Source organism: Facklamia lactis, from assembly GCF_015863205.1.
GTDB lineage: Bacteria > Bacillota > Bacilli > Lactobacillales > Aerococcaceae > Facklamia > Facklamia lactis.
Genome location: NZ_JACBXQ010000006.1, coordinates 198,947 through 212,917 on the forward strand (window position 1 = coordinate 198,947; position 13,971 = coordinate 212,917).

Annotated in this window: 9 protein-coding genes; 6 read left to right on the forward strand and 3 right to left on the reverse strand. The window is 37.1% G+C overall.

The features are described 5' to 3' along the window. Positions 1–7: 7 nt before the first annotated feature. Positions 8–973, forward strand: a complete 966-nt coding sequence (locus tag HZY91_RS10255) for a hypothetical protein (protein WP_197116161.1) — start codon at positions 8–10, stop codon at positions 971–973. Between the two features lie 37 nt (positions 974–1,010). On the opposite strand, the gene HZY91_RS10260 is transcribed toward HZY91_RS10255, so the two are convergent. Beyond that, the gene (locus HZY91_RS10260) at positions 1,011–1,565 is read right to left on the reverse strand and encodes a thioredoxin family protein (protein WP_197116162.1); all 555 of its coding nucleotides are present in this window, start codon (positions 1,563–1,565) and stop codon (positions 1,011–1,013) included. Between the two features lies 1 nt (position 1,566). Beyond that, complete coding sequence (locus tag HZY91_RS10265) at positions 1,567–2,424, reverse strand: HAD family hydrolase (protein WP_197116163.1); 858 nt, start codon at positions 2,422–2,424, stop codon at positions 1,567–1,569. 95 nt (positions 2,425–2,519) lie between these two features. On the opposite strand from HZY91_RS10265, the gene HZY91_RS10270 reads away from it, so the two are divergent. The 5 genes from HZY91_RS10270 to rpoC all read left to right on the forward strand — a co-directional run bounded on the left by HZY91_RS10270 (position 2,520) and on the right by rpoC (position 12,938). Continuing rightward, positions 2,520–3,137, forward strand: a complete 618-nt coding sequence (locus HZY91_RS10270) for a class I SAM-dependent methyltransferase (protein WP_197116164.1) — start codon at positions 2,520–2,522, stop codon at positions 3,135–3,137. A 117-nt stretch (positions 3,138–3,254) separates the two neighbouring features. After that, positions 3,255–4,601, forward strand: a complete 1,347-nt coding sequence (locus tag HZY91_RS10275) for a TrkH family potassium uptake protein (RefSeq protein ID WP_197116165.1) — start codon at positions 3,255–3,257, stop codon at positions 4,599–4,601. Positions 4,602–4,619: 18 nt separating this feature from the next. After that, a complete protein-coding gene (locus tag HZY91_RS10280) occupies positions 4,620–5,282 on the forward strand; it encodes a potassium channel family protein (protein ID WP_197116166.1) in 663 nt (220 codons plus the stop codon). A gap of 340 nt (positions 5,283–5,622) precedes the next feature. After that, positions 5,623–9,180, forward strand: coding sequence for a DNA-directed RNA polymerase subunit beta (gene rpoB, locus HZY91_RS10285; RefSeq protein ID WP_197116167.1), 3,558 nt, complete (start codon positions 5,623–5,625; stop codon positions 9,178–9,180). 110 nt (positions 9,181–9,290) lie between these two features. Beyond that, positions 9,291–12,938 carry a DNA-directed RNA polymerase subunit beta' gene (gene rpoC, locus HZY91_RS10290; RefSeq protein WP_197116168.1) on the forward strand — a complete coding sequence of 1,216 codons (3,648 nt, stop codon included), beginning with the start codon at positions 9,291–9,293 and terminating at the stop codon, positions 12,936–12,938. Positions 12,939–12,983: 45 nt separating this feature from the next. Here rpoC and HZY91_RS11215 read toward each other — a convergent pair whose 3' ends face one another. Continuing rightward, positions 12,984–13,667, reverse strand: coding sequence for a prepilin peptidase (locus HZY91_RS11215; RefSeq protein WP_197116169.1), 684 nt, complete (start codon positions 13,665–13,667; stop codon positions 12,984–12,986). Positions 13,668–13,971 lie beyond the last annotated feature (304 nt).

Consider the following 13,971-nt stretch of genomic DNA (forward strand, 5'->3'; position numbering starts at 1 on the left):
TTTATAAATGAAAACCCAAAAAAATGTTTTAATGTTATTTACAGCTTTGACTTTAGGAAGCTCTTGCTCAGTATTGAAAACGGCTACGGCCACTGAAGATCCTACCACCACCACCACTACCACCACCACTACTACTACTGTGGAAACAACCTATACAACTGAAGAAACATGGGAAACTACAGAAGATAATTGGTATACCTCTACTACTTATGAAGAATCTACCTATACAGAGGAAACAACGATTGAACCAACAACCACGACGATTTCTAATGATCCAGAAGATTTGGAAGTGGTTTCTACCGAGGAAGTTCTAGAAGATGAAGATATGATTGATTTATTAGAGGGAGATTTTATTACTTTTAATGCGAATGTCTTCACCTCAGAAAAGGATGCGGATGAATTTATCGAAATGATCGAGAATGATGAAGCAACCAAGGATCGGTTTAAAACAGAAAAAGAAATCGTAGAGGATGATTTTGTTCTTGTTCGAGTAACTTATGCGGAAGATGTTGAGGAAGATGGACGTTATATTCTTTTTTATGTGGCAGGTGAATTTAGTAATCAGGATGAAGCCAGAGAATATATAGATCATTACTTAAATATTTATCCTGATATTTTTGTAGCGGGTGAAACGATAACGGTGGATGGTAAATTTGATATTATTTTTGGTATTCGACCTGGAGCCGATACTCAAGCTGTTACCTATGATGAAGAGACACTTGAAATTGAATATGAAGCTGATCGTAAAGAATATACCTATATTGTTGAAGCAGATCCAGTCACTGGAGAATTTATTGACCCAATTCAGCCAGCTGTTGAGGCTGAATTTCCAGGAGAGTTTACCTTTACATCGGAAGAAATTAGTGAAAATGAAATAGAAGTAACAATGACGCCTGTGAAAACAGAAGACGATTCTTCATCTGAAAGTGAAGAGTCAGTTGATGAAACTGAATCAGATGAGACGGTAAACTAAAGCTATAAAACCCCTTAGCATTGAGCTAAGGGGTTATTTATTTTTTGCTGGCTATTTTAATAAAATTTTCTATCTCTTCCATAGAAGAAGAATTATCAATTGTTGCAATAATTTTTTCGTTCTTAATGACAAAGGCATGAGGAACCGTTGTAATATTTAAAAAGTCATTGATAACGGAAGAAAAGTTCATATCTTTAGCTCGTAGATCAGTATTATAGTAATGATAGTTGACTTTATATGAAGAAGCTAGTAAATCTAATTTTGGAAGAAAAGCTCTACAGTAGGGACAATCATTAAAGCCGACATAGATCACTTGAGCTTCTTGATTGGAAGTTTCAATGATCTCTTCATATTGATCTTGTGTGTCAATTTCTTGTAACTGTGACATTTGAGAGGGAGAGGAAAAGTCCTTTCCGTTTTGAATTTCAATTTGATCGTAACTTTCATAAAGACTTTCCTTTTCGTCTTTCTCCATTTTGTTAACGTCTGTTACTTGGTTAGTTTGATTATTTTCTTCAGTGTGATTTATGCAAGAAGTAAGGAATAAACTAGAGAATCCCCAAAAAAAGATAAAATAAATTAGCCGCTTCATCTTAATACTCCTTATTATTTTCTAGGATCGATTCAATAATTTGAGCAACTCCTTCTTCATCATTAGGAGGGGCAATAAATTTTGCTAGCTTTTTTACCTGGTCACTGGCATTGGACATGGCATAAGAGTAGCCAGCCATTTGTAACATGGATCGATCATTAAGAGAATCCCCTATGGCAGCCACTTCATTCATTGAAAATCCTTTTTCTTGAATGTACTTTTGAATAGCCATTCCTTTTTGAGCTTTTTTGTGAGTGATCTCTATGTTATCTTTTCCAGAAGAGGTAATATCGATAGTGGGATTTTTTTCCCAAACTTTTTTAAAATTGGATAATTCATGTGGTTGAGTAGACATTGCCATGATTTTATAGATAGTTTCTTCTGCTGGATTGAGGTCAGCGAGACTCTTGATATTCCCAAATTGATCAGCTAGTTGAGCGTTAGTGATATCTTCGCCATTAGATTTGTGCCCTTTTTTGCTAATATAGTGGCTTACTCGTTCATAGAACGCTTGGACATCAGCGACATAGAAGCTATGTTCTCCCATAATGGAATACTCCATCTTTCTTTGATTGAGGTCTTCTAGTATGATGTTTTGACTATCTGGATCAAGAGGCTGACTAAAAATTATTTCTCCTGATAAATTATAAATAGCACCGCCATTGTGGTTAATGGTGTAGCATTTTATTTTAGCAGCTTCTAGTATTTTTTGAGTGGAATAACGGTCACGCCCAGTCGCTACAATAAATTCAATGCCGTTATTTTGCATGTTTGTAATAGCTTGGGCTGTTCTTGGACTGATTTGGTGATTGGCGTCCAACAGTGTGCCATCTAAGTCTGATGCAAAGAGTTTAATCATGGAAAAACCTCCTCATAGAATTAACACTAGTGTATCACTTTTTTCTTAATAATGATAAGATATGAAATGAAATTTAAGGATGGGGGAATGATCAGATGTCAGATCATTATTTCAGTGAAGTACCTAATAGTCAGCATCAGGAGCAGTTAGTTGAAACACAAATCTGTGGGAAAAAATTTAGTTTTTATACGGACGCAGGTGTCTTTTCAAAAGGGCGGGTTGATTTTGGTTCTCGCTTATTAATTGAGAGTTTTAGTGAAAGATATTCGTCGATTAATTCTTCTAGTACGATTGTTGAATTAGGTTCGGGATACGGGCCAATTAGTATCATTCTCGGAAGTCTATATCCAAGTATATCCGTGCAAGGCTATGAGTTGAATGGTAGGGCCGTTAGTTTGGCTAAACAAAATGCACGATTAAATCAGACGCCGAATGTTGAATTCATCCAGCAAGATGTTACTAGTATAGATTCTATCCCTGATTCTCAGTTTGTATTGACGAATCCTCCTATCAGAGCGGGGAAGGGAGTCATTCAGACCTTTGTTGATAAGGCCAAAGATAGTTTGGCAAGTGATGGGGAATTATGGCTAGTGATTCAAAAAAAACAGGGAGCGCCTTCAATGGAAAAGTATATGGAGTCAGTTTTTGACAATGTGGAAATGGTGACAAGGTCTAAAGGCTATTGGATTTTAAGATCGATAAGAATGAAATAATTTTTCATTTTAACAGGTCTGTTAAGAATAAATTGATTGATAGTCGTAAATGGATATGCTAAATTACATTTATTATTTTGAGATTTATTTTGATTCAGGAGAGGAAGCGACCCATAGTTGTTAACAAAACTTAAGAAGTTCAGAAATCGGTTAACGGCTCCTTTTGTTATTATTGGAATGTTTTCATTGATTTCTTTGTTAGGTGGTTTAGTGTTGCAGAGCTCGTTTGTGACTAATTCAGGGCAAGAAACACCATTTATCGATGCGTTATTTACAGCTGTTTCTGCTGTATGTGTGACAGGGAATGTTACAGTCAATACGATGGAACATTGGAATTATTGGGGTTGGACGCTGATTTTAATTTTAATTGAAATTGGAGGTTTAGGCTTTATGACTCTATGGGTGACTATCTTTTTACTGTTAGGTAAAAAGATTAATTTAAGATCCCATAAAGTCCTTTTGGAATCTTTAAATATCTCAGATATTTCACAAGTTAAATATATTTTGATCCATATTATACGTTTTTCATTTATCATTCAATTGTTTGGAGCGATCTTCTTATCGTATGATTTTATTCCACGTATGGGATGGTTAAAAGGGATATATTTTGCTGTTTTTCATAGTGTTTCTGCTTTTTGTAATGCAGGCTTTGATCTTTTTGGTGACTCATTAATTGGCCATCAAGGTAACCCAATCGTATTATTAACGATTAGTAGTTTAATTATAACAGGTGGTTTAGGATTTATTGTGTGGCGTGATCTATTGACTTATCACCGCTCGCGCAAATTATTATGGCATACAAAAATTGTGGTGATGATGACTGTGATCTTAATAGTAGGGGGAACCTTACTATTTGCGGTAACAGAACGCAATATGGGATTGTTTTCTGATCAGCCTACGGTAATGCGCTGGTTAAATTATTTCTTTTTATCTGTGACTCCTAGAACTGCCGGTTATGCCAATATTGATTATACGTTGTTATCACCTGCAGGGATTTTTTTAACTTTAGTTTTAATGTTTATTGGGGCTTCTTCCGGTTCTACGGGGGGTGGCGTTAAGACAACTACTTTAGCTGTTGTGATCATACAAGCTTTATCGGCAATTCGTCGTAAAGGGACCGTCATTTTCAGACGCACAATTTCGCAAGAAGCAGTTGTCAAATCTATTTTTATTATGATTTCAGGTATGTTATTAATTACAAGTGTAACGTTTATTTTATTAAACACTGAAACAATCCCAGAAGGTTATGGAGTGGAATATATTTTAGTTGATGTGATCTCTTGTTTTTCAACGGTTGGATTAACCATGGGTTTAACTCCTAATTTATCAATTGTAGGAAAAATGGTTTTGATTTTATTGATGTTAATTGGTCGTATAGGTTTATTAACCGTTTTTTGGTCAGCAAATATGAATCGTAAACCTTCTAAAATTAAATTCCCAACTGGCCAGATGATGATCGGATAGTGGAAAGAGGAAGAAATTATGTCAAAAGAAATTATTGCTGTTTTGGGTTTAGGACTATTTGGAACTGCATTGGCCCGTACTTTGGCTGAAAATCACCAACAAGTAATAGCCATTGATCGTGAGATGGAGTTGGTTGAAGCAATTGCAGATGATGTTGATTTTGCTGTACAAGGAGACTTTACTAAGTATGAAGTGTTAGCTGAAGCAGGAGTAGGAGAAGCGGATATTGCAATTATCGCTTCATCAGCAAAGTTTGATAATACGATCACTACATTAATTGCTTTGCAGAAGCTAAATATCCCCATGATTATTGCTAAAACTCGGAAAGCTGAATATAAAGAAATCCTACTTAAGTTAGGTGTTGATCGAGTGATATTACCAGAAGCGGATATGGGTGTACGGTTTGGGAATGAATTGACGAGTGACTCAGTATTAGACTTAATCCAGTTAGATGAGTCGAGTCATATTGTGGAATTCAGCGCTCGTAAACACTGGATTGGTAAAACCATTGAAGAAGTAGATTTTCGTAAAAATTATGATATTAATCTTATTGCAGTTAAAAACAGAAAAATGGAAGGTTTTAATGTAAATATTGAACCCCATCTTAAAATAGAAGAAGGAAATTTGTTTGTTGGCCTGACTCATAGTAATGAAGCCAAATATTTATTAGAGCCAAAATAAGGAACCGAGCAGCTTTGTGTAAAGCTGCTTTTTTAGTAATAATCATTGACAGGAGATAATTTGTGTTATATAGTATATGAACGCATAGAGTGGATATTGAATTCAAAATAGCGCCGAAATATTGTCCGGTTCGCAATTTTGGCAATTAAAACAAAAGATTGAGATAGCTGAGGCTGAATGAAATCAATTCTTTTGTCTTTTTTTTGCCCAAAATAACGAAAAAAAACAAAATGTTATCGAAAAGTAATTTTTGTAACAAAACGTTAATGTTATTCCTTGGTTTAAAGACGTCCACTAGAATTATCATTTCCTGCGTTAATAATATAGAGGGGTGAACCGCTTGAGTCAAAATCATCATGTTGTAAAATACGGTAAAAAAGCAGAACGTCGTAGTTATGCTCGTATCGATGAAGTTTTAGAATTACCCAACTTAATTGAAATCCAAACGGATTCTTATCAATGGTTTCTTGATGAGGGATTAAAGACAATGTTCGAAGATATTTCACCGATTGTCGATCATAGTGAAAATTTAGAACTTTATTTTCACGATTATTCATTTAAGGAGGCGAAGTATACAGTAGAAGAGGCGCGTGCACATGATGCGAATTATTCGAAGCCTATTTATGTAAGTTTACGTTTGGTTAATAAGGAAACAGGAGAAGTAAAGGAACAAGAAGTGTTCTTTGGCGATTTCCCTATCATGACCAGCATGGGAACTTTTATTATAAATGGTGCAGAACGAGTAATTGTTTCTCAGCTTGTTCGTTCGCCTGGTGTTTACTTCCACGATAAGGTTGATAAAAAATCACGTCATACTTTTACCTCGACAGTTATTCCAAATCGCGGGGCATGGTTAGAGTTTGAGACAGATGCTAAAGGTATTGCGTATGTAAGAATTGATCGTACGCGTAAAATTCCTATTACTGCCTTAATGCGCGCACTTGGTTTTGGGGAAGATGATGAAATAGTTGAGATTCTTTCTGAAACCAGTTTGTTAAATGATACTTTGACAAAAGACGTTCATAAAAATATTTCTGATTCACGTACAGAAGAAGCGCTGAAGGATATTTATGAACGACTCCGCCCCGGAGAACCAAAAACAGCGGATTCTTCACGTAATTTATTGACAGCACGTTTTTTTGATCCACGTCGCTATGACTTAGCGCCAGTAGGACGTTATAAATTAAATAAAAAACTACATTTGAAGAATCGTTTATTAGGACTGACATTAGCAGAGACATTGGCGGATCCAGAAACAGGAGAAGTCATCTTTACTGAAGGAACAGAGCTAACCAATGAGAATTTAGAAGTTTTGATCCCGCATTTAAATAATGGTTTAAATGTCTTTACTTACACCCCATCTCCAGAAGGGGTTGTAGGAGATCCGATTGATTTGCAAGTAATTAAAGTTTATTCACCGGCAGATTCTGAACGGGTGGTAAACATTGTAGGAAATGCTAATCTTGAAGGAGTACACAACTTAACTCCTGCGGATATTATTGCCTCAATGAATTATTATCTATTGCTGGATGATGGAATAGGAGTTACTGATGATATCGATCACTTAGGTAATCGTCGTATTCGGTCTGTAGGAGAGCTCTTACAAAATCAATTTAGAATTGGGCTATCTAGAATGGAACGTGTGGTTCGTGAAAGAATGTCTTTACAAGATATTTCAACCATGACACCTCAACAATTGATTAATATTCGACCTGTGGTAGCATCTATCAAAGAATTTTTTGGTTCGTCTCAATTATCACAGTTTATGGATCAAACTAATCCACTGGGAGAACTTACGCATAAACGACGCCTGTCTGCTCTAGGGCCGGGTGGTTTGACTCGAGATCGCGCTGGGTATGAAGTTCGTGATGTTCACTATTCTCACTACGGTCGGATGTGTCCAATTGAGACACCAGAAGGGCCAAATATTGGCTTAATTAACTCCTTATCGTCTTATGCAAAGATTAACCGCTTTGGTTTTATTGAAACTCCTTATCGTAAGGTAGATAAAGAAAATAAAGTTGTAACTAAAGATATTGTATATTTATCAGCAGATGAAGAAGATTTATATACGATTGCACAAGCAAACTCTCGCCTAAATGAGGATGGAAGCTTTGTAAATGATACTGTTATGGCTCGTTATAAGGATCAAAACTTAGAAGTTGCTGTTGAAACGGTTGATTATATGGATGTATCACCAAAACAAGTTGTAGCGGTTGCGACCGCTTCTATTCCTTTCTTAGAAAATGATGACTCTAACCGTGCTCTGATGGGAGCTAATATGCAACGGCAAGCAGTACCACTTATTAAGCCGCAGTCTCCGATCATTGGGACTGGCATTGAATATAAAGCGGCTCATGACTCTGGAGCGGCGTTAATCTGCCAACGTCCTGGTCGAGTGACTTATGTAGATTCGAATAAGATAAAAGTCCAATTAGAAGATGGGACAACAGATGAATATCGTTTGACAAAGTTTGCTCGTTCAAATGCGGGAACGTGTTATAATCAGCGTCCAATCGTTGAATTAGGTGATATAGTGGATGCTCAAGAAATTTTAGCGGATGGTCCATCCATGCAGAATGGTGAAATGGCACTAGGGCAAAATCCTCTTGTAGCATTTATGACTTGGGAAGGCTTTAACTATGAAGATGCGATCATTATGTCGGAGCGTTTAGTTAAAGATGATGTGTATACTTCTATTCACATTGAAGAATACGAGTCTGAATCGCGTGATACCAAATTAGGTCCTGAAGAAATTACTCGCGAAATTCCTAATGTTGGGGAAGATGCTCTTAAGTTCTTAGATAAGGATGGCATTATTTCAATTGGAGCAGAAGTAAGAGACGGAGATATCTTGGTAGGTAAGGTAACACCGAAAGGGGTAACTGAACTTTCTGCTGAAGAACGCTTATTACATGCTATTTTTGGAGAGAAAGCTCGAGAAGTTCGTGATACTTCCTTAAGAGTTCCGCACGGTGGAGGAGGAATCGTCCATGATGTTAAAGTGTTTACTCGTGAGAATGGAGATGAACTGGCTCCAGGTGTTAATAAATTAGTCCGCGTATATATTGTTCAAAAACGTAAGATTCAAGTTGGAGATAAAATGGCTGGTCGTCATGGTAACAAAGGGGTCGTCTCTTTAATTATGCCAGAAGAGGATATGCCGTTTATGCCGGATGGCACGCCTGTAGATATCATGTTAAATCCATTAGGTGTCCCTTCAAGGATGAATATAGGACAAGTGTTTGAGCTTCATCTGGGAATGGCGGGCAGACAACTTGGAATTAAAATTGCCACTCCTGTATTTGACGGAGCAAATGAAACAGATGTTTGGTCAACAGTCAAAGAGGCTGGTATGGAGCAAGATGCAAAAACAATCTTATATGATGGTCGAACAGGAGAACCGTTTGATCGTAAAGTATCAGTTGGCGTTATGTACATGCTGAAATTAGCTCACATGGTAGATGATAAATTACATGCTCGTTCGACAGGTCCATATTCATTGGTTACTCAACAGCCTTTGGGTGGTAAAGCTCAATTTGGAGGACAGCGTTTTGGTGAGATGGAAGTTTGGGCATTAGAAGCTTATGGTGCGGCCTATACATTACAAGAAATTTTGACCTATAAATCAGATGATGTAGTAGGACGTGTCAAAACTTATGAATCAATTGTCAAAGGAGAAGGAATCCCTCAACCAGGAGTACCAGAGTCTTTCCGTGTACTTGTAAAAGAGCTACAAGCTTTGGGCTTAGATTTAAAGGTACTAGACATTGATGACAAAGAAATTGAACTATTAGATGATGATGATGATGATGATGTAGTCAACTTCAATGCTCTTGAAAAGTACAAAGAAGATCAAAAAGCAGCTGAACAAAAAGAAAGTTCAGCTAGTAAATAGCATAAAAATAATAGTATAAAAGGACTAAATGCCTTGGAGCCAATGGAGAAAAGGCACTCCATAGAAGGCTAGAAGTTCTCTAGCTTTAAATCAAGAAGGAGGTCGGCCCCTTGATAGATGTTAATAAATTTGATTCCATGAAAATTGGTTTGGCATCCCCAGAAAAAATTCGTAGCTGGTCCTATGGTGAAGTGAAGAAACCAGAAACTATTAACTACCGAACTTTAAAACCAGAAAAAGACGGATTATTCTGTGAACGTATTTTTGGACCATCGAAAGATTGGGAATGCGCTTGTGGTAAGTTGAAGCGTGTACGCTATAAAGGTCGTGTGTGTGATCGATGCGGTGTGGAAGTGACCCGTTCAAAAGTTCGTCGTGAACGAATGGGACATATTGAATTAGCTGCTCCTGTTACACATGTTTGGTATTTTAAAGGGATTCCAAGTCGAATTGGGTTAGTGCTAGACATGAGTCCCCGTCTGTTAGAAGAAATTATTTATTTTGCTTCTTATGTAGTCATCGATCCAGGAGATACAGGGCTAGAAACAAAATCGCTTTTGACAGAAACAGAATATCGAGAGAAAAAGCGAGAATTTGGCGATCGATTTTATGCCAAAATGGGAGCAGAAGCCATTAAGGAATTGTTACAGGCTGTCGATGTAAAAGGCGAAATCGAAATGTTGCGAGAGGAATTAAAAACCTCTACAGGCCAAAAACGTACAAGAGCTATTCGTCGGTTGGATATTTTAGACTCGTTCAATGAATCAGGAAATAATCCTGAGTGGATGGTTATGGATGTTTTACCGGTCATTCCGCCTGACTTACGGCCAATGGTCCAGCTTGAAGGAGGACGTTTTGCAACTTCCGACTTAAATGATTTATATCGACGAGTTATTAATCGTAATAATCGTTTGAAAAGATTACTGGATCTTGGAGCACCTAGTATTATTGTTCAAAACGAAAAGCGCATGTTACAAGAAGCTGTAGATGCTCTGATCGATAATGGTCGTCGTGGACGAGCAGTGACGGGACCGGGTAATCGCCCATTAAAATCTTTATCACATATGCTGAAAGGGAAGCAAGGTCGTTTCCGTCAAAACCTATTAGGGAAACGTGTCGATTATTCTGGCCGTTCAGTAATTGTGGTTGGCCCTTCGTTAAAAATGTATCAATGTGGAATTCCGAAAGAAATGGCGATAGAGCTTTTTAAACCTTTTGTGATGAAAGAACTTGTGGAACGTGAAATAGCTGGTAACGTTAAAAATGCAAAGAGAATGATTGAAACACAAAATGATGCTATTTGGCCAGTGATTGAAGAAGTTATTCGTGAACACCCAGTATTACTTAACCGAGCACCTACTCTTCACCGTTTAGGAATTCAAGCATTTGAACCGGTATTAATTGAAGGGAAAGCAATCCGTCTTCATCCTCTAGTTTGCGAGGCTTATAATGCTGACTTTGACGGGGACCAAATGGCTGTCCATGTGCCCCTTTCTGAAGAAGCGCAAGCTGAGGCGAGACTTTTAATGCTTGGGGCGCAAAACATTTTGAATCCAAAAGATGGGAAACCTGTGGTAACTCCATCGCAAGATATGGTCTTGGGTAATTACTATTTAACTATTGAAGAACCAGGACGAGTTGGAGAAGGCATGATCATGAGTTCTGCTTCAGAAGCTGAACTGGCTTATCAAAACGGCTATGTTCATTTACATTCTAGGATAGCGATTCCTGCTAAAGTTTTGGGGAACAAACCATTTACTAATTGGCAAAAGGAACGTTTAATGGTTACGACGGTAGGGAAATTGATTTTTAATGGTATAATGCCAGAAGAGTTTCCTTATCTAAATGAATCATCTAACGAAAACTTAACTCAGAAGACTCCAGATAAGTATTTTCTAGAACCGGGAGTAAATGTGGCTGAAGCGATTGCTGCTATGGATCCTGTCCCTCCTTTTAAGAAAAAGCATTTTGGAAATATTATTGCAGAAGTTTTCAAGCTATTTCAAATTACTGAAACTTCTATGATGCTAGATAAACTTAAAGATTTAGGTTATAAATATTCAACCCGTGCCGGTATTACTGTCGGTGTGGCAGATGTTCTCCGTTTAGATAGTAAACCTGGAATCTTGGAGAAAGCTCATAACAAAGTTGATGAAATTACGCGCTTGCGTAGACGTGGACTTTTAACGGAAGATGAACGATATGAAAGTGTTATTCGTACTTGGGAACAAGCAAAAGATCAAATTCAATCTGATCTTCAAGAGAGTTTACCTAGATTGAATCCGATTTTCATGATGTCTGATTCAGGAGCGAGGGGTAACATTTCAAACTTTACGCAATTGGCTGGTATGCGTGGGAATATGGCCGCACCATCTGGTAAAATTATAGAATTACCAATTACGTCAAATTTCCGAGAAGGTCTAAATGTTATGGAAATGTTTATTTCAACTCATGGTGCTCGTAAAGGGATGACCGATACGGCTTTAAAAACGGCAGACTCAGGATATCTTACTCGTCGTCTAGTGGACGTGGCACAAGATGTTATTATTCGTGAAGAGGACTGTGGAACTGACCGTGGAGTCGAAATTTATGAAATTGCGGATGGAAATTCTGTTATTGAGTCCTTGGAAGAACGTTTGCAAGGGCGGTATGCGCATAAAACGGTTCTACATCCTGAAACCGGAGAATTTATTGTTAAAGCACAGGAGTTAATTACAGATACTAAAGCAGCAGAAATAGTAAAAGCAGGTGTAGAGTCTGTTACTATTCGCTCTGTCTTTACATGCAACACTGATCATGGCGTGTGTAAACACTGTTATGGACGTAATCTTGCAACAGGTACAGAAGTTGAAGTTGGTGAAGCGGTTGGAACCATCGCAGCTCAATCTATTGGAGAACCTGGTACTCAGTTAACCATGCGTACTTTCCATACTGGTGGAGTTGCAGGTGGGGGTGATATCACCCAAGGTTTACCGCGTATTCAAGAGATATTTGAAGCAAGAAATCCTAAAGGACAAGCGACAATTACAGAGGTAGCAGGGACAGTTACTTCAATAGAAGAAAAACAAAGTGAGCGGATTAAAGAGATTACTGTAAGTGGTGTAACTGATGAACGTACCTATAAGGTAGCTTATGCTGCTCGACTCAAAGTTAATGAAGGTGATACTGTCAAGAGGGGACAAGCTTTAACAGAAGGTTCGATTGACCCTAAAGAATTGTTGGCAGTTACAGATGTATTAACTGTTCAGAAGTATTTAATGCGTGAAGTTCAAGCGGTTTATCGCGGACAAGGGGTAGAAATTGGTGATAAGCACGTTGAGGTGATGGTTCGTCAAATGCTCAGAAAAGTGAGAGTTATGGACCCAGCATCGACGGAAATTTTACCAGGTGCTTTAATGGATATTGCAGATTTTGCTAAAGCAAATCAGCAAGCTATTACAAGCGGGGAAACTCCAGCAACAGCAAGACCTGTTTTATTAGGAATAACTAAGGCGGCCTTAGAGACTAAATCATTCATTTCAGCTGCTTCCTTCCAAGAAACAACTAGGGTTCTTACGGATGCTGCCATTCGTGGAGATCGAGATTATTTAATTGGACTGAAAGAGAACGTTATTATTGGAAAACTGATTCCTGCAGGAACCGGTATGAACTATTATCGTGACCTAGAAATTGAAACAACACAAGATACAGTTCCATCACCAGTAGATGATTTAATAGGTAACGAAACAACGGTAGAAGAACCGCAACAGATGAAATAATATTTAAAAAGCAAGCTCGTATATTGTATATACGTAGCTTGCTTTTTAAATATAATAGATAAGTGAAAAACAAAGAAAAGGAATAAAAGGAATTTGTCGATTTTTATTATTATGGAGCGAGGAAAAGATAAATAAGATTGCTAAGCTAGAAGCCATAAAAATAAATTCTGGAAACTTGATTAAGGGCAAGTACAATAGTGAGATACAAATAAATTTAATATCAGCTCCTCCAATCCAAGGATTGTCTAAGAATAATAGTACTAGAGACAAAGAAGCACACATGAAAAAGTGAGACCAATAGGTCGTACCATTTATGTGGTTATACAATATTCCTATTATAAGAAAACAAAATTGCAAAAAGTCAGGTACATACAAGTACAAATAGTCAAAAAAAGACATTAGTAGGAGGATAAGATATATAATTAGGTATATGAATATGTCACTGATCGATAAACAACTGTGATGAATATATAGTACTACTAAATTAATAGAAGCAAACAGTTCAGCACAAAATAAATAAAAAGGTAATTTACGCTGACAATAGAAGCAATGACCTTTTAGAATGATATAGGAAAATAAAGGTATTAAATGCCAAAAAGCAAGTTTATGTTGACAAGCGCTGCAAACAGACCGAGAATTTCTTGATAAAATTGGGGTATGATATCTGTCAACAGAACAAAGTAAGAAACTTCCGATAATAGATCCTATAATAAAGACAAAAAAATACATCAACTAATCACCTCACACTATAAATAGTAGAATAATTTCTGATTGCGTCAAAAAATGTATTAAAAAAGATAAAAAAATTACTTGACCGAGAAAGAGTTAGATGCTATAGTATAGTTCCTGTCAACAAAGCGTTAAAAACTTAATAGAAATTTTTTGAGGAAACTTAAAAAAACATTCAAAAAGTTCTTGACAACTTAAGCAGGTACATGGTAGTATATAGAAGTTGTCGCTGAGACAGCGGAAAGCGTTTCAGGCAACGAAGCTCATTGAAAACTGAACAAAGACAAACACCAAAATGTGTAAG

Excerpts from the sequence above, each read along its gene's own strand:
- HZY91_RS10270 (WP_197116164.1), top strand. The coding sequence starts at position 2,520 with ATGTCAGATCATTATTTCAGTGAAGTACCTAATAGTCAGCATCAGGAG.
- HZY91_RS10255 (WP_197116161.1), top strand. The coding sequence starts at position 8 with ATGAAAACCCAAAAAAATGTTTTAATGTTATTTACAGCTTTGACTTTA.
- HZY91_RS11215 (WP_197116169.1), bottom strand. The coding sequence starts at position 13,667 with ATGTATTTTTTTGTCTTTATTATAGGATCTATTATCGGAAGTTTCTTA.
- HZY91_RS10265 (WP_197116163.1), bottom strand. The coding sequence starts at position 2,424 with ATGATTAAACTCTTTGCATCAGACTTAGATGGCACACTGTTGGACGCC.
- HZY91_RS10260 (WP_197116162.1), bottom strand. The coding sequence starts at position 1,565 with ATGAAGCGGCTAATTTATTTTATCTTTTTTTGGGGATTCTCTAGTTTA.
- HZY91_RS10280 (WP_197116166.1), top strand. The coding sequence starts at position 4,620 with ATGTCAAAAGAAATTATTGCTGTTTTGGGTTTAGGACTATTTGGAACT.